Annotated in this window: 19 protein-coding genes; 10 read left to right on the forward strand and 9 right to left on the reverse strand. The window is 70.4% G+C overall.

From position 1 onward, the window contains the following. Nucleotides 1-41: 41 nt before the first annotated feature. On the reverse strand, nt 42-2,096 hold the full coding sequence (locus tag DEU34_RS08945; protein ID WP_121149865.1) for an NAD(+) synthase: 2,055 nt from the start codon (nt 2,094-2,096) through the stop codon (nt 42-44). A 97-nt stretch (nt 2,097-2,193) separates the two neighbouring features. Between DEU34_RS08945 and DEU34_RS08950 the strand changes: the two genes are divergently transcribed. Next, entirely contained in the window at nt 2,194-5,736 is a 3,543-nt protein-coding gene (locus DEU34_RS08950) for a bifunctional RecB family nuclease/DEAD/DEAH box helicase (RefSeq protein ID WP_121149866.1), read from the forward strand. Nucleotides 5,737-5,773: 37 nt separating this feature from the next. On the opposite strand, the gene upp is transcribed toward DEU34_RS08950, so the two are convergent. Next, the gene (upp, locus tag DEU34_RS08955) at nt 5,774-6,406 is read right to left on the reverse strand and encodes a uracil phosphoribosyltransferase (protein WP_121149867.1); all 633 of its coding nucleotides are present in this window, start codon (nt 6,404-6,406) and stop codon (nt 5,774-5,776) included. Nucleotides 6,407-6,448: 42 nt separating this feature from the next. On the opposite strand from upp, the gene tadA reads away from it, so the two are divergent. Further along, a complete protein-coding gene (tadA, locus tag DEU34_RS08960; protein ID WP_259460096.1) occupies nt 6,449-6,913 on the forward strand; it encodes a tRNA adenosine(34) deaminase TadA in 465 nt (154 codons plus the stop codon). A gap of 26 nt (nt 6,914-6,939) precedes the next feature. On the opposite strand, the gene DEU34_RS08965 is transcribed toward tadA, so the two are convergent. The 3 genes from DEU34_RS08965 to DEU34_RS08975 are packed head-to-tail and all read right to left on the reverse strand — an operon-like array spanning nt 6,940 to nt 9,947. Continuing rightward, nucleotides 6,940-7,872 carry an LLM class F420-dependent oxidoreductase gene (locus DEU34_RS08965; RefSeq protein ID WP_121149868.1) on the reverse strand — a complete coding sequence of 311 codons (933 nt, stop codon included), beginning with the start codon at nt 7,870-7,872 and terminating at the stop codon, nt 6,940-6,942. Nucleotides 7,873-7,876: 4 nt separating this feature from the next. Continuing rightward, nucleotides 7,877-8,812 carry a cation diffusion facilitator family transporter gene (locus DEU34_RS08970; protein WP_121149869.1) on the reverse strand — a complete coding sequence of 312 codons (936 nt, stop codon included), beginning with the start codon at nt 8,810-8,812 and terminating at the stop codon, nt 7,877-7,879. Nucleotides 8,813-8,834: 22 nt separating this feature from the next. Continuing rightward, nucleotides 8,835-9,947, reverse strand: coding sequence for an alpha/beta fold hydrolase (locus DEU34_RS08975; protein ID WP_121150559.1), 1,113 nt, complete (start codon nt 9,945-9,947; stop codon nt 8,835-8,837). Nucleotides 9,948-10,080: 133 nt separating this feature from the next. On the opposite strand from DEU34_RS08975, the gene proC reads away from it, so the two are divergent. Beyond that, complete coding sequence (gene proC, locus DEU34_RS08980; RefSeq protein ID WP_121149870.1) at nt 10,081-10,926, forward strand: pyrroline-5-carboxylate reductase; 846 nt, start codon at nt 10,081-10,083, stop codon at nt 10,924-10,926. A 3-nt stretch (nt 10,927-10,929) separates the two neighbouring features. Here proC and DEU34_RS08985 read toward each other — a convergent pair whose 3' ends face one another. Further along, entirely contained in the window at nt 10,930-11,601 is a 672-nt protein-coding gene (locus tag DEU34_RS08985) for a TrkA family potassium uptake protein (protein WP_116647738.1), read from the reverse strand. Beyond that, nucleotides 11,594-13,036, reverse strand: a complete 1,443-nt coding sequence (locus DEU34_RS08990; protein WP_121149871.1) for a TrkH family potassium uptake protein — start codon at nt 13,034-13,036, stop codon at nt 11,594-11,596. Before DEU34_RS08990 ends, DEU34_RS08985 begins: the two co-directional genes overlap by 8 nt. 67 nt (nt 13,037-13,103) lie before the next feature. Here DEU34_RS08990 and DEU34_RS08995 point away from each other — a divergent pair, with 67 nt between their 5' ends. The 6 genes from DEU34_RS08995 to DEU34_RS09020 all read left to right on the forward strand — a co-directional run bounded on the left by DEU34_RS08995 (nt 13,104) and on the right by DEU34_RS09020 (nt 14,976). Continuing rightward, complete coding sequence (locus DEU34_RS08995) at nt 13,104-13,496, forward strand: helix-turn-helix transcriptional regulator (protein ID WP_116647740.1); 393 nt, start codon at nt 13,104-13,106, stop codon at nt 13,494-13,496. A gap of 120 nt (nt 13,497-13,616) precedes the next feature. After that, nucleotides 13,617-13,808 carry a helix-turn-helix domain-containing protein gene (locus tag DEU34_RS09000; protein ID WP_116647741.1) on the forward strand — a complete coding sequence of 64 codons (192 nt, stop codon included), beginning with the start codon at nt 13,617-13,619 and terminating at the stop codon, nt 13,806-13,808. 83 nt (nt 13,809-13,891) lie between these two features. After that, the gene (locus DEU34_RS09005; protein ID WP_003792170.1) at nt 13,892-13,990 is read left to right on the forward strand and encodes a 30S ribosomal protein bS22; all 99 of its coding nucleotides are present in this window, start codon (nt 13,892-13,894) and stop codon (nt 13,988-13,990) included. 76 nt (nt 13,991-14,066) lie between these two features. Further along, complete coding sequence (locus tag DEU34_RS09010) at nt 14,067-14,360, forward strand: rhodanese-like domain-containing protein (RefSeq protein ID WP_116647742.1); 294 nt, start codon at nt 14,067-14,069, stop codon at nt 14,358-14,360. Nucleotides 14,361-14,398: 38 nt separating this feature from the next. Beyond that, on the forward strand, nt 14,399-14,677 hold the full coding sequence (locus DEU34_RS09015) for a glutaredoxin family protein (RefSeq protein WP_116647743.1): 279 nt from the start codon (nt 14,399-14,401) through the stop codon (nt 14,675-14,677). Continuing rightward, on the forward strand, nt 14,674-14,976 hold the full coding sequence (locus DEU34_RS09020; protein WP_116647744.1) for a Dabb family protein: 303 nt from the start codon (nt 14,674-14,676) through the stop codon (nt 14,974-14,976). The genes DEU34_RS09015 and DEU34_RS09020 overlap by 4 nt, the downstream gene beginning before the upstream one ends. Here DEU34_RS09020 and DEU34_RS09025 read toward each other — a convergent pair. After that, nucleotides 14,964-16,154 carry a mechanosensitive ion channel family protein gene (locus tag DEU34_RS09025; RefSeq protein ID WP_121149872.1) on the reverse strand — a complete coding sequence of 397 codons (1,191 nt, stop codon included), beginning with the start codon at nt 16,152-16,154 and terminating at the stop codon, nt 14,964-14,966. The genes DEU34_RS09020 and DEU34_RS09025 overlap by 13 nt on opposite strands. Before the next feature lie 174 nt (nt 16,155-16,328). Here DEU34_RS09025 and DEU34_RS09030 point away from each other — a divergent pair, with 174 nt between their 5' ends. Then, on the forward strand, nt 16,329-16,745 hold the full coding sequence (locus DEU34_RS09030; RefSeq protein WP_183042420.1) for a Rho termination factor N-terminal domain-containing protein: 417 nt from the start codon (nt 16,329-16,331) through the stop codon (nt 16,743-16,745). 67 nt (nt 16,746-16,812) lie between these two features. Here the strand turns inward: DEU34_RS09030 and aspS are convergent, their stop codons facing one another. Then, on the reverse strand, nt 16,813-18,156 hold the full coding sequence (gene aspS / locus DEU34_RS09035; protein WP_116647748.1) for an aspartate--tRNA(Asn) ligase: 1,344 nt from the start codon (nt 18,154-18,156) through the stop codon (nt 16,813-16,815). Nucleotides 18,157-18,183: the final 27 nt, after the last annotated feature.

Raw genomic sequence — 18,183 nt, forward strand, 5'->3', positions numbered from 1 at the left:
AACGGTACCGCGTCCGCCGCGATCGGGGACGTCGGTGGAGCTCAGCCGAAGTGGTCGGGGAGAGCGGCGTGCAGCTCGTCGAGCCAGACGCGCGCGTTGCCGTCCGACGGCGCACGCCAGTCGCCGCGGGGCGACAGCGAACCGGCGGGTGAGACCTTCGGCCCGTTGGGGATCGCCGAACGCTTGAACTGCGCGAATCCGAAGTAGCGCTGCAGGAACACCTCGAGCCAGCGGGCGACGGTCGCCAGGTCGTACGCGGGCCGATCGTCGACCGGGAATCCCGGGGGCCAGGCGCCGGCGTCGGGATCCGACCATGCGCGCTCCGCGAGGAAGGCGATCTTCGATGGGCGCAGGCCGTAGCGCAGCACGTGGAACAGCGTGAAGTCGTGGAGGTTGTAGGGTCCGATGCGGTCTTCGGTCGACTGCATGCGGCCGTCCTGGCCGGCCGGCACGAGCTCGGGGCTGATCTCGGTGTCGAGGACGGCCTGCAGCACCCCCGCGGTCGATGCATCCATCTCCCCGGAGGAGACGACCCAGCGGATCACGTGCTGGATGAGCGTCTTGGGGATGCCGGGGTTCACCGCGTAGTGGCTCATCTGGTCGCCGACGCCGTAGGTCGCCCAGCCCAGGGCGAGTTCGGACAGGTCGGAGGTGCCGACCACGATGCCCCCGCGCTGGTTCGCGAGGCGGAAGAGGTAGTCGGTGCGCAGACCCGCCTGCACGTTCTCGAACGTGACGTCGTGCACGGGCTGGCCGTCGGCGAACGGGTGGCCGATGCGGGCGAGCATCTCGGATGCGGCGGGCCGGATGTCGATCGTCTCGATCGACGCGCCGACGGCCTCGGCCAGGGCGATGGCGTTGGCCTTCGTGCCCTCGCTGGTCGCGAAGCCGGGGAGCGTGTAGGCGAGGATGTCGCTGCGCGGGCGGCCCATCCGATCCATGGCCCGGGCGATCACGAGCAACGCGTGCGTGGAATCGAGACCGCCGCTGACGCCGATCACCGGCTTGGGTTGACCGATCGCCCGCAGACGCTGCTCGAGGCCCGACACCTGGATGTTGAACGCCTCGTAGCAGTCCTGCGCAAGGCGCGCGGGGTCGTCGGGCACGAACGGGAAGCGATCGAGGGCGCGTTTGAGCCCGACGTCGGTCGCCGGCGGGCTGAGCTCGAACCGCACCGTGCGGAAGGCGCCGGAGCGGGTGCGACGGTTGTCGTCGAACGTGCCCTGGCGCGCGCGATCCTGGCGGAGGCGGTCGAGGTCGACGTCCGCGACGCTCGAACGGGGCCCGTCGGGGAAGCGCTCGGTCTCGACGAGCAGCTGCCCGCCCTCGTAGACCATCGTCTGACCGTCCCACGACAGGTCGTTCGACGACTCTCCCATGCCGGCGGCGGCATACGCGTACGCGGCGAGGCAGCGCAGCGATTGCGACTGGGCCAGGATCTTGCGATCCTCGGCCCGCGCGATCGTGATGGGACTGCCCGAGAGGTTCAGCAGCACGGTCGCACCGGCGAGGGCCGCGGTCGATGACGGCGGCACCGGAACCCACATGTCCTCGCAGACCTCGGCGTGGATCACGAGCCCGGGGATGTCGGAGGCTTCGAAGAGCAGGTCGGGGCCGAAGGGTGCGTCGAATCCGGCGACGCGAAGGGTGTCGCCGGCGCGGTCGTCGCCGGGCGCGTACCAGCGTCGTTCGTAGAACTCGCGGTACGTCGGCAGGTACGACTTCGGCGCGACACCCAGGAGAGCGCCGCGGTGGATCACCACGGCGCAGTTGTACAGGCGGCTGCCGTGGCGCAGGGGCGCTCCGACGACGAGCACGGGGAGGAGGTCGACGGATGCGGCGACCAGGCGGGCGATCGCGGCCTCGACGGCGTCGAGCACGGCGTCTTGCAGGACGAGGTCGTCGATTGCGTACCCGGTGAGGCACAGCTCGGGGAAGACGGCGACGGAGACGGCGTCGGAGTGTGCCTCGCGCGCCGCCGTCAGCACGGTCTCGACGTTCGTCGCCGGGTCGGCGATCGAGATGGGGACCGTGCACGCGGCGACGCGCGCGAACCCGTGGCGGTAGGCGCTCGAGAAGGGGAGAGCGGTGCTCATGGCCCCAGTCTCTCAGGTGCGGCGCGATCGCGGACGGGCGGGCCGCTGGTGCGGTCCTGTCGGTGCCCCCGGCTAGCCTCGACAGCGGAAGGGCGACATGCGATACATCGAGAACGAGGGCCGTCTGGTCTGGAGCGCCAGTGACCTCAAGGCGGCCGCCGAGTGCGAATTCGCGTGGCTGCGCGCGATCGACGCGAAACTCGGGCGGGTGCCCGCGGTGGAAGACCCCGTCGACGCGACCCTCGAGCGGGCGGGCCGACTGGGCACGGCGCACGAGCTGCGCGTTCTCGACGACTACCGGGCGCGCTACGGCGACCGCGTGGTCGAGATCGCCGAGACCCGCTCGTCGGACGCCGAGGGCATGGCCGAGGCGGTCGCCGCGACGAACGCCGCTCTGGCCTCCGACGCCGCGGTCATCTACCAGGCGGCGTTCGCGACCGGGGAGTTCGTGGGGTTCGCCGACTTCCTCGTGCGCGACGAGGCGGCGGTGGCACCGCGCTGGATCGTGCAGGACACGAAGCTCGCCCGCCGTGCTCGGGTGACCGCCCTCATGCAGCTCGCCGCATACGTCGACCAGCTCGACCGGCTCGGTGTCGCTCGGGCCGACACGGTCGAACTGCTGCTCGGCGACGCGACCACGAGCGTGCACCGGGTCGACGACATCCTCCCCGTGTTCGACCTGCGTCGGGCGCGGCTGAGGGCGCTGATCGCCGATCGCGATCTGTCCAGCGGCTCCGCCGGTGCTCCGATCGCGTGGGGCGACGGGCGCGGCGCGCTCGAGGTCGTCGCGTGCGGCCGATGCGCCACCTGCGAGCAGGAGGTCATCGCCTCCCGCGACCTGCTGCTCGTCGCGGGAATGCGGCCGCTGCAGCGCGAGCGCCTGCGCGCGGCGGGCATGGTCACGATCGACGCTCTGGCCGCCGCATCCGAGGTTCCTGCCGGGATGAACCCGGAGGTGTTCGCGATGCTGCGCACCCAGGCCCGGCTGCAACTCGTCAGCCCGGCCGGCGTGCCGTCGGCCGAGTCTTCGACCGACGCCGACCCGCATCCCGTGCCGCTCTACGAGGTGGTGCTCCCGCCGGCTCTCGCCACGCTCCCGCGGCCCGACCGCGGCGACATGTTCTTCGACTTCGAGGGTGATCCCCTCTACACGGAGGGCGACGCGATATGGGGTGATAAGACACAGTGGGGCATCGACTACCTCTTCGGGTGGGTCGACCTCGGCGACACGTACTCCTCGATCTGGGCCCACAGCTTCGCCGACGAGAAGCAGGCGCTCGAACGCTTCCTCGACATCGTCGCGCTGCGCCGTCGGCAGCACCCCGACATGCACATCTACCACTACGCCCCCTACGAGCCCACCCACCTGCTCGCCATGGCCGCGCGGTACGGCGTGCGCGAGGGCGACGTCGACCGGTTGCTGCGCGACGGCGTGTTCGTCGACCTCTACCCGGTCGTGCGGCGGGCTCTGCGGGTGGGTTCGCGGTCGTACTCGATCAAGAAGCTCGAGCCCCTCTACATGGGCGACGAGGTGCGCACGAGCGACGTGCAGCGCGGCGACGACTCGATCGTGCGCTATGTCGAGGCTCGGGCGCTGGCCGCCGACGGCGACGCGGCCGCATCCGAGGCGGTGCTCGCCGACCTCGCCGACTACAACCGCTACGACTGCGTCTCGACCCGGCGCCTGCGCGACTGGCTCGTCGACCGGGCGCGCGAGGCGGGGCTGCGTCCGGCCGGCAACCCCGAGCCCGAGGAGGTCGGCTACGAGCCGTCGCCGCGGGCCACGGCTCTGCAGCGGCTGTCGCTGGATGCCGACGAGGTCGACGGCCAGGCTCTCCGCCTCGCCGCAGCGGCCATCGACTACTACCCGCGCGAGGCGAAGACCTTCTGGGCCGCGCACTTCCTGAGGCTGCGCGAACCGCTGTCGCTGTGGAACGACGACCGCGACGTGGTCATCGTCGACACCGCCCGGTCGCGCGTGATCGACGACTGGCACTTCCCCGAGTCCGGTCGTGGCAATGAACGCCGGGTCGTCGAGGTGCGCGGCGAGCTCGCCCCGGGCACCCGGCTCAGCGCGGGCGGGTCTCCCTTCGCCGTGTACGAGCTCCCGGCGCCGTTCCCGATGGAGGAGCGCCCCCGCTGGATCCACGGCGCCCGGAGCGTGCGGGTGGTCGACGTGCTCGACGACGGTGCGATCATCGAAGAAACCGCCGTCGACGGCAACACGTGGGAGCGCCTTCCGCTGGCGCTCGCTCCCGACTCGCCGCCGCGCGCGGGCAATCAGCAGTCGGCGATCAACGCGTGGGCCGACGCCGTGATCGAGGCCGCGCCGACGCTCCCGGCCGACCCCGCGACCGACATCCTGCGCCGACGACCCCCGCGCACCCGGTCGGGCGCGCTCGCGCCGCAGCAGGGCGGCGACGTCGACGCGATCGTGCGCAGCATCCTCGATCTCGACCGCAGCTACCTCGCCGTGCAGGGCCCTCCCGGAACGGGCAAGACCTACGTCGGATCGCACGCGATCGCACGGCTCGTGCGCGAGCACGGCTACAAGGTGGGCGTCGTCGCGCAGTCGCACGCCGTGGTCGAGAACATGCTCGATCGCATCGTCGCAGCCGGCGTTGCGCCGCAGCAGGTGGGCAAGGCGCCGAAAGATCCGAACGCGGGCGGGCTGAGCTTCACGCCCATCCCCAAGAACGGCGTGGCCGCCTTCGCCGCGGAGAACGCCGCGGCGGGCTTCGTCGTCGGGGGCACGGCGTGGGACTTCAGCCACGAAGGCCGCATCCCTCGCGGAAGCCTCGACCTGCTCGTGATCGACGAGGCCGGGCAGTTCTCGCTCGCCTCGACGATCGCCGTCTCGCTCGCCTCCCCGCGGCTTCTGCTGCTCGGCGACCCGCAGCAACTGCCGCAGGTCAGTCAGGGTGCGCACCCCGAGCCCGTCGACACGTCGGCGCTCGGGTGGGTCATGGACGGCGCCGAGGTCGTGCCGCCCGAGGTGGGGTACTTCCTCTCGCGCACGTGGCGCATGCATCCCGCGGTGGCCGACCCCGTCTCGCGTCTGTCGTACGAGGGCCGGCTCGCCGCGCACCCGCTCACCGCGCTGCGCTCGCTCGACGGGGTGGAGCCCGGGCTCCACGTCGTACCGGTGCACCACGCCGGCAACGCCACCCGCTCACCCGAAGAGGCGCAGGCGGTCGTCGAGATCGTCTCGGGTCTTGTCGGTCGCGCGTGGACCTCGAGCGAGATCGACGACGCGGGGGAGCCGGCGACGTGCGAGCCCCGACCGCTGGCCGCCGCCGACGTCATCGTCGTCACCCCCTACAACGCGCAGCAGGTGCTCGTGGAGGAGGCCCTCGCCGCGGCCGGCTTCGGAGAGGTGCGTGTCGGCACGGTCGACCGGTTCCAGGGGCAGGAGGCAGTGGTCGCGATCGTGTCGCTCGCGGCGTCCTCGGGGCGTGAGGCGCCGCGCGGACTGGAGTTCCTGCTGCTGCGCAACCGGTTGAACGTCGGGCTCTCCCGGGCGATGCAGGCGGCCTATCTCGTCTACTCGCCGGGCGTGCTCGACGACCTGCCTCGTACGCCGGAGGGCGTCGCGCGGCTCAGCGCCTTCGCCCGCCTGGTGCGGGCCGTGCCGGCGTGACGAGCCCGGCCGGGGGAGCCGAGCGGATGCGCCCGGGTCAGACCGTGCCGTAGAGGCGGTCGCCCGCGTCGCCGAGACCGGGCACGATGTAGCCCTTCTCGTTCAGTCGCTCGTCGAGGGCGCCCAGCACGAGGGTCACGTCGCGGCCGGCGATCTGCTTCTCGATCGCGGCGACCCCCTCGGGAGCGCCGAGCAGGCAGATCGCGGTGACGTCCTGCGCGCCGCGCGCGAAGAGGAACTCGATTGCCGCGCCCAGCGAGCCACCGGTGGCGAGCATCGGGTCGAGCACGAAGCACTGGCGGTCGCTGAGATCGTCGGGGAGCCGCTCGGCGTACGTGGACGGTTCGAGGGTCTCTTCGTTGCGTACCATGCCGAGGAAGCCGACCTCTGCCGTCGGCAGCAGCTTCACCATTCCCTCGAGCATGCCGAGCCCGGCGCGGAGGATCGGCACGACGAGCGGCCTGGGCTCGCCGATGCGCACGCCCGTGGTCGTGGTGACCGGCGTCTGGATCTCGTAGGGCTCGACGCGCACACCGCGGGTCGCCTCGTAGGCGAGCAGGGTGACGAGTTCTTCCGTCAGCTGACGGAAGACCGGCGACGGGGTGCGCTTGTCGCGCAGCACCGTGATCTTGTGGGTGATGAGGGGGTGGTCCGCGACGTGCACACGCATAGGGTGAATCTACCCGCCCCGCGCCCCGATCACGGAGTCCGCATGAACCCCGCGCCCGCCGACCTCGCCGCGATGCGCCGCGCTCTCGTGCTGGCAGAGGCCGCGGGGGCCGGCGGAGACGTTCCGGTCGGGGCGGTGGTGACGGATGCTGCGGGAATCGTCATCGGCGAGGGACGCAACCTCCGCGAGGTCGATCAAGACCCCACCGCGCACGCCGAGGTGGTCGCGATGCGGCGTGCCGCCGCATCGCTGGGCTCGTGGAACCTCGCCGGCTGCACGCTCACCGTCACCCTCGAGCCGTGCGTGATGTGCGCCGGTGCGATGCTGCAGGCCCACGTGTCGCGGCTGGTCTTCGGGGCCTGGGACGACAAGGCGGGTGCGGCGGGTTCGGTCTACGACGTGGTGCGCGATCGGCGGCTGCCGTCGCGGGCAGAGGTCGTCGCGGGCGTGCTCGGCGACGAAGCATCCGCTCTGCTGCGGGGGTTCTTCGCCGCCCGCCGCGACTGACCTCGCCCCGGTCGTCGCGCCGTGCGTCAGCGCGGCAGGTGGGGGAGCACCTCGGAGCCGAGGAACTCCACCTGCTCCAGGTCGCGGATGTCGAGCAGCTGCAGGTAGACCCGCTCCGCGCCGAGGGCGCGCAGACGCTCGACCTTCGCGACGATCTCGTCGCGGCCGCCGACGATGCCGCCGGGCGCGTCGCGGAACGCCTCGAGCGGGCGCCCCAGGTTCGCAGCGCGACGCTCGAGGTCGGCCTCGGTCGCCCCCGCAAGAGTCGGCATGGCGACGGAGAGCTTCAGCGTCTCGGGGTCGCGGCCGACGCTCCCGCACGCGGCGCGGACGCCGGCGAACTTCTCGGCGACGACGTCCTCCGCGACGAATCCGATGTTGAACTCGGTGGCGAAGCGGGCGGCGATCGCCGGGGTGCGGCTCGGGCCGCCGCCGCCGACGATCACGGGGACGCGCGACTGCACCGGCTTGGGCAGGGCGGGGGAGTCCTCGACCGTGTAGTGCCGCCCGACGAAGTCGTAGCGCTCGCCGACGGGGGTCTGCCACAGACCCGTGATGATCTCCAGCTGCTCCTCGAGGATGCCGAACCGCTTCGCGGGGAAGGGGATGCCGTAGGCGCGGTGCTCGCGCTCGAACCAACCCGTGCCGAGGCCGAACTCGACGCGTCCGCCCGACATGCGGTCGACCTGGGCGACCTGCACCGCGAGCACGCCCGGGATGCGGTGGGTGGCCGAGGAGACGAGCGTTCCGAGGCGGATGGTGTTCGTCTCGCGAGCGAGTCCGGCCAGCGTCGTCCACGCGTCGGTGCCGCCGGGGCCGGGGTCGCCGGGGGCCATCCGCAGGTAGTGGTCGGAGCGGAAATAGGCGTCGAAACCGAGGCGCTCGGCCGCGAGCGCGAAGGCGAGCTGGTCGTCGTAGTCGAAGCCCTCCTGGGGCTCGGTGAAGAGGCAGTACTCCATCGCCTCAGTCTGTCAGCCGCGCCGCCGGTGTGCGGTCGAGATCGGGCTCGAGGTAGATCACGCGGGCGACGGGCACGGCGCTGCGGATGCGGCTCTCCACCGCGTCGATGCCGGCCGCGACCTCCGGGAGGCCCCGGTCGTCGGCGAAGGCGATCTTGGCGGCGACGAGCAGCTCGTCGGGGCCGAGGTAGAGCGTCTTGATGTGGATGAGGCGGGAGACCTCGGGGCCGTCGGTGATCGCCGCGACGATGCGGTCGTAGTCGCCCTCGGTCGCGCCCTCCCCGACCAGGAGGCTCTTCGTCTCGATGCCGAGCACGATGGCGACGACGATCAGCAGCGTGCCGATCATCAGGGTGCCGATGGCGTCGAAGATGGAGTTGCCGGTGATCACGGTCAGCCCGACGCCGAGCATCGCGAAGACGAGGCCGATGAGCGCGGCGACGTCCTCGAGCAGCACGACCGGGAGCTCGGGGGCCTTCGCGCGGCGCACGAACGACACCCACGACTGGCCCTTCTCGCGGGAGTGGTTGCTCTCCCTGACCGCGGTGCGCAGCGAGAACGACTCCAGACCGATGGCGATGAGCAGCACCACGATCGGGATCCAGACGTTCTCGAGCTCGTGCGGATTCGTGAGCTTCTCGACGCCCTCGTAGATCGAGAAGAGCCCGCCGACCGAGAACAGGATGATCGCCACGACGAACGCGTAGACGTACCTTTCGCGACCGTGCCCGAACGGATGCTCCCGGTCGGCCGCACGGCGCGCGCGCTTGCCGCCCAGGAGCAGGAGCAGCTGATTGCCCGAGTCGGCGACGGAGTGGATGCCCTCGGCGAGCATCGACGCCGAACCGGAGAAGATCCACGCGGTGAACTTCGCGAGCGCGATCCCGAGGTTCGCCGCGAACGCGGCGATGATGGCGCGGTTGCCGCCGGAGGCGCTCATGTTCTCGTGCTCCCGATGCGGATCAGTCGGCCGAACGGATGATGATGGCCTCGGTCGGCGGCGCCGGGTCGAAGGGGGTTCCGATGTAGCCGATCCCCGCGAGGAGCGCCTGGCGGAACTGCGCGGGACGCTCGAGGTGCGGCGTGTGGCCGACCCCCTCCAGCACGATCTGGGCGACCGAGCCGCCGGCCGCCGCGTACGCCTCCAGCACGTCGCGCGTCTGCGACACCATCGGCTGCGCGGGAGCGGTGTCTTCGCCGGGCCAGTCGGCGACGATGCCCAGTGCCCCCAGATGGTTCACGTCGGAGAACGAGGTGTCGGAGATCACCGCGTCGACGCTGCCGCGCACCCACAGCACGGGGGGCTTGTCGGCGAGGTCGACGATCGACGACACGTCGAAGTACCGGGGCGCGACGGTGTTGAGCACGCCGAGGGGTCCTGCGGCGTAGCCCGGCCAGTTGCCGCTGGGCACGCCCTCGCCGGGGTAGTTGCCCACGGCGGTGGAGGTGGAGAGCATGCTCTGCACCCAGAGGTCTTCGTGGTCCGAGGAGTAGTCGGATGCGACGTAGCTCGCGCGGAAGACGCTCCGGGGCGAGGTGGTCGCGGCGTCGCTCGCGTCGCCGTCCGTCAAGCGCTGCACGAAGTCGGGGTTCGCGGTGGCCCCGCCGCACCCGGCGTCGTCGTCGGTCAGCCGCGAGCCATCGCGCCGGGTGCCGCCGAAGCCGTACGGCGAGACCGGGGCCTCGAGGGTGAGGGAGAGGGCGGGGTGATCGAGCGCGTACTGCAGCACGACAGCGCCTCCGAGGCCCCAGCCGACGAGGTGGGCGGTGTCGATGCCGACGGCCCGGAGAGTGGCGAAGAGGTCGTCGCTGAAGTCGCGGACGCCGCGTGTGGCATCGATCGGCATGTGCTCCGTGCCGCCGAATCCACGGAGGTCGACCGCGATGGCGCGCAGCTCGGCGGGGAGGTCCTGCATGATCTCCTGCCAGAACAGCGACGACGAGACGGTGTCGTGGATGAACACCACGGTGCGCTCGGCGGGGGTCGCGGTGTCGTCGTGCTCCCGCTCGAGGATGTTCACCGAAAGGCGGGCCGTCTCGATCGATCGAGAGACGATGCCGTCGAACAGGTTCATGCGGTCTTCTCCGTTCTCGCGGGAATACACCCTCGAAGGCCGATGATAGACCTCGCGGCTCTCCGCCCGCCGAGTGCGCACCGCTCGCCGGGGGCCGCCGAGAGAACCCCGGGGCCCTCCGTAGGATGACGGCATGACGACCCCCGACTCGCCCTCGCTTCCGCCCGTCGCGTTCCTGGGAGCGGGGTCGATGGGCGGGGCCGTCCTGCGAGGGCTCGTTGCCTCCGGCATCGCACCGCGACTTCTCGCGACGAACCGCACGGCGGCGAAGGCCGCCGAGCTCGCCGACCTCGCCGGCGTCGAGAGCATCGCGCTGGAGGAGCGGCCCGACGGCAACGCGGTGGCCGCCGCATCCGCCGACATCCTGCTGATCGGTGTGAAACCGGCCATGGTCCCCGACCTGCTGCGCGAGATCGCCCCGCACGTGCGTCCGGGCGCGATCGTGGTGAGCCTCGCCGCCGGGGTGACCCTGGCGACGTTCGCCGACATCCTGGGAGCGGATGCTGCGGTGTTCCGCTCGATGCCCAATACGCCCGCGCTCGTGGGGGAGGCGGTCACGGGACTCGCGGCGGGGGCGGAGACCACGCCCGAGCAGGCCGCACTCGTTCGGGCGCTGTTCGAGACGGTCGGCGCCGTCGTCGAAGTGCCCGAAGACCGCATCGACGCCCTGTCGACGATCTCGGGCTCGGGCCCCGCGTACGTCTTCCTGCTCGTGGAGGAGCTCACGAAGGCGGCGCGGGAGAAGGGCTTCGACGACGACCAGGCGCGACTCCTGGCCGAGCAGACGTTCATCGGCGCCGCGGCGCTGCTGGCAGCATCCGACGTTGACCCGGCCGAACTGCGCCGACGCGTGACGAGCCCGAAGGGCACCACCGAGCGGGCGATCGCCGTGCTGCAGGAGGGCCGCCTCGCAGACCTCTTCGGTCGTGCCACCGATGCCGCCCTCGCCCGCGCGAGAGAGCTCGCCGCCGGATCGTAGACCTCAGCGGTCGAGTGCGGCGAAGCGTTCGATGTCGGAGTTCGTGCCCGAGACGATGATGAGGTCGTGGTTCGTCACCACGGTGTTCGCCTCGGCGTAGCGGAAGGCGCGGCCGGGGCTCTTCACCCCGACGACGGTGACGTTGTACTTCGAGCGCACGCCCGACTCGTTCAGGCCGATGCCGCGGATGAGCTTCGGCGGATACATCTTGGCGAGCACGAAGTCGTCGTCGAAGCGGATGAAGTCGAGCATCCGGCCGCTGACGAGGTGGGCGACGCGCTCCCCGGCCTCGCGCTCGGGATAGATGACGTGGTTCGCACCGACGCGGGCGAGGATCTTGCCGTGCGACTGCGAGACGGCCTTCGCCCAGATCTGCGGCACCTTGAGGTCGACGAGGTTGGCGGTGATGAGCACGGATGCTTCGATCAGCGACCCCACCGCCACGACGGCGACCTGGAAGTCCTGCGCGCCGATCTGCTTCAGCGCGTCGATGTTGCGAGCATCGGCCTGCACCGTGTGGGTGACCCGCTCCGACCACTTCTGCACGAGCTCGAGGTTGCCGTCGATGGCGAGCACTTCGCGCTCGAGCCGGTCGAGTTCCCCGGCGCAGGCGGCTCCGAAGCGCCCGAGACCGATCACGAGGACGGGGGCGTCGCCCCTGAAGCGATCAACCAACGATGGGCCTTTCGACGGGTCGTGAGTACAACTGCGACCGGGAGCTCGCGGCGACCGCCGCGGCGAGTGTCACTGTACCAATGCGCCCCATGAACATCGTGACGGCCAGCACGTACACCGCCGGATCGGGCAGCTCGGCCGTCAGGCCGGTCGACAGTCCGACCGTCGCGAAGCCCGAGATCACATCGAAGAGCACTTCCTCGATCGGCGCCTGGGTGATCTGGCCGATCGTGATCGTCGAGAGGGCGACGATCGTGGCGCCCCACGCGACGACCGAGAGGGCGACCCGCTGCACGTCGCTCGGGATGCGGCGGCCGAACGCCTCGACCGATTGGCGGCCCTTCGCCTCGGAGAACACCGCGAGGGCCAGGACGGCCAGCGTGGTGACCTTGATGCCCCCGGCGGTGGAGGCCGATCCTCCGCCGACGAACATGAGCATGGATCCGACGACGAGGGTCGAGCCGTGCAGATCGCCGATGTCGATGATCGAGAAGCCGCCCGAGCGCGTCATGGCGGAGAGGAAGAACGCCTGGAAGGTCGTGTCCCACGCGTCGGAGCGGCCGAAGGTGAGCGGATTGTTGAACTCCAGCAGCAGGATCGCCCCGGCCCCCGCGAAGAACAGGATCACGGTGGTGATGATGGTGAGCTTCGCGTGCAGCGACCACCGGCGGAAGTGCCACGCGTGCCGCCACAGCGTGAAGATCACGGGGAAGCCGATCGAGCCGAGGAAGACGCCCGCCATGAGCACGGTGAGGAGGAAGTAGTCGTCGCTGAAGGGCACCAGCCCGTTGGCGTTCGGCACGAACCCGGTGTTCGTGAAGGCCATCGCCGCGTAGTACGGCGCCTCCCAGAGGGCGCTGATCGGGTCGATCCCCGCCATGATCAGCGAGGGGTACAGCAGGACGGTGAGACCCGCCTCGATCACGAGCGTGGAGAGGGCGACGGTGGCCAGCAGCTGGCCGACTTCGCCCAGCCGCACCGTCTGACCCTCGTTGATCGGGCCGCCGTGCGCGCGCAGCGGATTGCTGTCGCCGGCGGCGATGAGCTTCGCGCGCAGCCCGAGCCGTTTGGAGATGACCAGACCGAGGATCGAGGCGAGGGTCAACACGCCCAGCGCTCCCACGTTCACGCCGATGTAGGTGATGACGTGCCCGAACGGAGACCAGTGCGAGTACATGTCGACGGTCGACAAGCCCGTGACGCAGATGGTCGACACTGCGGTGAACAGCGCGTCGGCGAGCGGCGTCCGTTGTCCGTCGGCTGCGGCGGCGGGCAGCGAGAAGAGCCCGGTGAACAGCAGGATCAGCGTCACGAACACCAACACGGCGAACCGGGCCGGAGATGCCGTCGTCAGGTCGCGCACCGCGTCGAACCACCGCCGGAGCGATCGGCCGAGATCGCGCTGGGCGCGGGGCCCCGCCGGCGATGCCGCCATGCGTCGCCCCCTTCGATCCCGACCGGGAATCATGGTATCCCGGTCGGGGCGCGGCTAACCTAAACCCATGGCGGACATCTTCGACGTGATCGCGGACGGCACCCGTCGCGACATCCTCCAGCTGCTGCTCGACCGTTCCACGCGCGGCGACAACGGCACGAGCGTCTCGCAGATCGTCCACGAGCTGGGTGTGAGCCAGCCCACCGTCTCCAAGCACCTCAAGGTGCTGCGCGATGCCGAGCTGGTGTCGGTGCGCGAAGAGGGGCAGCACCGCTACTACAGCCTCGCCACCGCCCCGCTCGACGAGGTCGACGACTGGCTGGTGCCGTTCTTCTCGGTCGACCCGGTCGCCGCCACCCTGCCGGAGCCCGCGGTGCACGCGGCCGAGGCGGTCGGGCGTGCGGCGGCACAGGCGAAGTACGCCGTCGCGAACGCCTTCCGCAAGCTCCCCGGGCGCTGACTCGCGCGTTCGGGCGGATGCGGCGGTGCCGGCCCCACGCGTCACACCGGCCTCTCGGGTTTACACGTGTCGCACGGGAGCCCTAGAGTGTCTGCAGCGCCACAGGACGAAGGGGAATCCATGGCAGAACTGCCGGATGTGCGTTTCCTCACCGTCGCTGAGGTCGCCGAGGTGATGCGAGTGTCGAAGATGACGGTCTACCGTCTCGTGCACGCGGGCGAACTGCCCGCGGTGCGTTTCGGACGCAGCTACCGAGTGCCCGAGTCTGCCGTCGTGGATGCCCTGCAACGGCCGGTCTCCGACGTCGGCTAGACTGATCCGAGGCATTTTTTCGCATCTGCCTCTACCCGGGCGCCGCAACCGGCACCCAGACCCCTGACGTAGTGAGGTTTTCCGTGGGTTCAGTCATCAAGAAGCGCCGCAAGCGCATGGCGAAGAAGAAGCACCGCAAGCTGCTTCGCAAGACTCGCCACCAGCGCCGCAACAAGAAGTAGCGGCCGCCGCACCGAGCGCCTGCCCTCCGTGGCGGGCGCTTCGTGTATCCGTCGCGCCCCAGACGAGGAGTTCGCCGTGCAGTCCATCACCGTTCACCAGCTCCGCGAACGCGAAGGCACGCCGTTGATCGACGTGCGCGAGGTCGACGAGTTCGCCGCGGGCCACGTGCCCGGCGCCGTCAACCTGCCCATGTCGACGATCGGCGACCACCTCGACGAGCTGCCCGACGGCCCGTTCGACGTGATCTGCCAGGCCGGCGGACGCTCGGCCCGCGTGGTCGAGGCGCTCACCGCGCGCGGCCACGATGCGACGAACGTCGAAGGCGGCACCGGGGAATGGATCCAGGCGGGCTTCGACGTCGAGAAGTGACGCGGCGACGCCGTGTCGCGGCCCCCTAAGCTGGACACGTGACGACCCTCACACTGATCGGTAAGCCCGATTGCCATCTGTGCGACGTCGCAGATGAGATCGTCGACCTCGTGGTCGGAGACCTCCCCCCGCGCGTGGCCGACGGCATCGTGATCGAGCGCTCGTCGATCCTCGAAGATCCCGCCCTGTACGACCTCTGGTGGGAGAAGGTTCCCGTCGTGCTCGTCGACGGCGAGCTGCACGCGCACTGGCGGCTGTCTGCCGATCGCCTCCGCGCCGCCCTTCTCGCGGCCGACACCGAAGGAGCCCCCTCGTGAGCATCCGGCACATCGTCCTGTGGAAACTCGCCGCGGAAGACGCCGACACGCGCGCCCTGCACGCCGAGCAGATCGCCGAGCACCTCACCGCGCTCATTCCCGTCATCGACGACATCCAGAGCCTCGAGGTCGGACGCAACGTCGCCTACCCCGCGACGAACTGGGATGTCGCGCTGGTGTCGGAGTTCGCCGACACCGATGCGCTCGAGCGCTACCAGGTGCACCCCGCGCACCAGGAGGCCGCGGCCTTCGTGCGTTCGGTCGTCACCGAGCGCGCGGTCGTCGACTACCCCTTCTGAGCGCGCTCCGCGGCGCCGTCTTCGGCGCCGATCACCGGGATCGACTGGGTGAAGTGAGCCGCGCGCTCCTCCGCTTCGATGCTGCCGGTGAACAGCCCGGTCGCCTCGGGGGTCTCGTGCGTGACGGTAGGGGCGGCAGCATCCTGCTCGGTCATCATCACCCGCTGTACGGGGAGGGCGTCGGGTGCGACGCTCTGTATCCAGCCCACCATCGCCTCGCGCACGAAGCAGCGCAGGTCGAACAGGGTCGGCGCATCGGCGGCGGTCACCAGGATGCGGATGCGGACGAGTCCGCCGACCGCATCGGTGACCTGCAGCACCGATGCCCGACCGTCCCACAGGTTCGTCTCGCCGAGCACCGAGGCGAGGTGGGTGCGCATGAGGCTCGGTGAGACGCGCCAGTCCACGTCGAGCTCGACCGCGCCGAGCAGCTCGCTGCCCTCGCGCGTCCAGTTCTCGAAGGGCTTCGTGGTGAAGTAGGTGCACGGAAGCACCAGGCGCCGGTCGTCCCAGAGATCGACGACCACGTAGCTCAGGGTGATCTCGCCGATGCGACCCCACTCGCCCTCGACCACGACCACGTCGTCGACCCGCAGCGCGTCGCTGAAGACGAGCTGCACGCCGGCGAACACGTTCGCCAGCACCGACTGGGCGGCCAGGCCCGCGACGATCGACGCGATGCCGGCCGAGGCCAGGATGCTGGCGCCGAAAGCCTGCACGGCGGGGAAGGTGAGCAGCATCGCCGCGATCGCGATGATCGCGATGAGCACGATCGCGAGGCGGCGCACGATGAGGGTCTGGGTGCGGATGCGGCGGGCGACGCGGTTGTCGGGGATGTCGATGCGGTAGCGCCCCAGCGTGACATCGGTCGCGAACGCGACGAGCCCGCCCAGGAGCCAGGCGGTCGCACCGATGAGCACGATCGTGAACGCGTGGTCGATCAGCTCTCCCCAATCGGTATCGATATCGAGCGGGAGTGCGAGGGTCACGGCGATCCACAGCGCGATCACGAGCACGACGACGCGGAACGGCCTGCGGGCGTGGCGCACGAGGCCGCGCGGCCAGTCCTTCTTCTTCGCCGCGAGCCGGACGCTGAAGGTGACCAGCGACGTGAGGACGACGGCGATGACGAGCGCGACGACGATGGCGATGGCGAACTGCAGCCAGGAATCGATCATTGTTCTCCTCGGGTCGAGGTGCCCACGCTAGTCACCCCACATTTCCGTTGACTGCATCCGCACGATCGGCGACCAGGGCGGATGCGAGAGAAACGCGGTGTGTGCACCCGATCGACGGCGAACATTCCTAGGGTGGGACACGGGCCCACCCGGGTCCGAACAGGAGGCACGGCCATGACGCAGACGAAGTCCGCTGAGAAGAAGCGTTCGAGCAAGACCGGACGCAAGGCCGCTGAGGCGAAGGCGAAGAAGGCCCTCGCCCGCGCGGAGAAGTCGGTGCGGAAGGCCCGTAAGGCCGTGAAGACGTCGAGCCGGAAACTGCGCGCGAAGGCCGCAGAACTGACGAAGACCGCGGAGAAGCTCACGGCGAAGCACGCCGCCGCCGCGCGCGAGGTGCAGACCGCGAAGGCGGCCGTCGCGGTCACGGAGCCCGCCGCAGTGCTGGTCACGCCGCCGCTTCCGGCCGCGGAGCCCGCGGCTCCGACCCTGGTCGAGCTGCGCGGCCGCGCGAAGGATCTCGGCGTCGCCGGTTACTCCCGCATGAACAAGGCGGCGCTGATCGAGGCGGTCGAATCCGCTCCGACCCGCTGAATCGCGTCGAGTTGCCGCGAAAAGGGGCCCCGCCGAACGGCGAGGCCCCTTCTTGCGGCAACTCAGATCACGGCGCGAGGCGCGTGGGTCCCCGGAACAGGTAGGTGACCTCGCGGATCGAGCTCTCGCCGAGCATCAGCATCAGAACGCGGGCCAGGCCCATGCCGAACCCGCCGTGCGGCGGGGCGCCGAACCGGAAGAAGTCGAGGTAGAAGTCGAGGTGCTCGGGGTCGAGCCCCTTCTCCTTCGCCTGCTCGACGAGCACGTCGACGCGGTGCTCGCGCTGCGCGCCGGTGGTGATCTCCACGCCGTTGAACAGGAGGTCGTAGCTCTTGGTGAGCCCGGTCTCCTCGTCGCGCATGTGGTAGAACGCCCGGATCGCGGGGTGGTAGTCGGTGATGAAGACGAACTGGTGTCCGTAGGTCTCCTGCACGTACGCGGCGATCTGACGCTCGCCCTCGGGGTCGAGGTCGCCGTCGGTGCGGGGCACCTCGTAGCCGCGGCTCTTCACGATCTCGAGCGCCTCGGCGAGCGGGATGCGCGGGAACGGGATCGCCGGCACCTGCACCTCGACGTCGAAGAGCTCCTTCACTTCGGCGCCGTGCTTGTCGGCGACCGCCTGGAAGGCGAACTGCAGGAGCTCCTCCTGCATGCGCGCGACGTCTTCGTGCGAGTCGATCCAGCTGATCTCGGCGTCGATCGAGGTGAACTCGGTCGCGTGGCGCGAGGTGAACGAGGGGTCGGCGCGGAACGCGGGCGCGATCTCGAAGATCTTGCCGAAGCCGGCGACCTGGGCCATCTGCTTGAAGAACTGGGGGCTCTGCGCGAGATAGGCCGTCTGGTCGTTGAAGTACTCCAGCGCGAACAGCTCGGCGTTCGACTCCGACGGGCTCGCCATGAGCTTCGGCGTGTGCACCTCGATGTAGTCGCGCTCGATCCAATAGGTGCGCAGCGCGTGCTCGAACGTGGTCTGCACGCGGAAGATGAGGTTGTTGCGGCGCTGGCGCAGGTCGATGAAGCGCCAGTCCATGCGCTTGTCGGCGCTGCTGTCGGCCGCGATCGGCGTCTCGGGGTTGGCGGCGGCGGCGATCTCGAGGGCGCCGACCTTGATCTCCACGCCGCCGAGCTTCACGCGCTCGTCGTGCTTGAGCTCGCCCGTGACGGTGAGGAAGGTGCCGGTCGCCAGCGCCGAGATCGTCTCGGTCAGGGCGAGGGCGGCTTCGCGCGCAGCATCCGCGTCTTCGCCGAGCTCGCGCGTCGCCGGGTTCACCAGCTGCACCGCGCCGGTCTCATCGCGAAGGATGACGAACTGCACCTTCTTCTGATCGCGCACCGTCTCGACCCATCCCGACACCGAAACCGGGCCGTCGGGGGCGGACTGGAGCTGCTTGACCAAGACGCGTTCGTTCACGAGATGTCAGTCTACGTGCGGGCCGGT

Origin of the sequence: Microbacterium sp. AG1240 (genome assembly GCF_003635115.1) — a bacterium.
Classification (GTDB): Bacteria; Actinomycetota; Actinomycetes; order Actinomycetales; family Microbacteriaceae; genus Microbacterium.

What these genes read in the sequence shown, in the direction of transcription:
- DEU34_RS08975 (WP_121150559.1), bottom strand. Translation starts at nt 9,947, where the DNA reads ATGAACCTGTTCGACGGCATCGTCTCTCGATCGATCGAGACGGCCCGC.
- DEU34_RS08990 (WP_121149871.1), bottom strand. Translation starts at nt 13,036, where the DNA reads ATGGCGGCATCGCCGGCGGGGCCCCGCGCCCAGCGCGATCTCGGCCGA.
- tadA (WP_259460096.1), top strand. Translation starts at nt 6,449, where the DNA reads ATGAACCCCGCGCCCGCCGACCTCGCCGCGATGCGCCGCGCTCTCGTG.
- DEU34_RS09000 (WP_116647741.1), top strand. Translation starts at nt 13,617, where the DNA reads ATGGCAGAACTGCCGGATGTGCGTTTCCTCACCGTCGCTGAGGTCGCC.
- DEU34_RS08995 (WP_116647740.1), top strand. Translation starts at nt 13,104, where the DNA reads ATGGCGGACATCTTCGACGTGATCGCGGACGGCACCCGTCGCGACATC.
- DEU34_RS08945 (WP_121149865.1), bottom strand. Translation starts at nt 2,096, where the DNA reads ATGAGCACCGCTCTCCCCTTCTCGAGCGCCTACCGCCACGGGTTCGCG.
- proC (WP_121149870.1), top strand. Translation starts at nt 10,081, where the DNA reads ATGACGACCCCCGACTCGCCCTCGCTTCCGCCCGTCGCGTTCCTGGGA.
- DEU34_RS09030 (WP_183042420.1), top strand. Translation starts at nt 16,329, where the DNA reads ATGACGCAGACGAAGTCCGCTGAGAAGAAGCGTTCGAGCAAGACCGGA.
- DEU34_RS08965 (WP_121149868.1), bottom strand. Translation starts at nt 7,872, where the DNA reads ATGGAGTACTGCCTCTTCACCGAGCCCCAGGAGGGCTTCGACTACGAC.
- DEU34_RS08950 (WP_121149866.1), top strand. Translation starts at nt 2,194, where the DNA reads ATGCGATACATCGAGAACGAGGGCCGTCTGGTCTGGAGCGCCAGTGAC.
- DEU34_RS09025 (WP_121149872.1), bottom strand. Translation starts at nt 16,154, where the DNA reads ATGATCGATTCCTGGCTGCAGTTCGCCATCGCCATCGTCGTCGCGCTC.
- DEU34_RS08970 (WP_121149869.1), bottom strand. Translation starts at nt 8,812, where the DNA reads ATGAGCGCCTCCGGCGGCAACCGCGCCATCATCGCCGCGTTCGCGGCG.
- upp (WP_121149867.1), bottom strand. Translation starts at nt 6,406, where the DNA reads ATGCGTGTGCACGTCGCGGACCACCCCCTCATCACCCACAAGATCACG.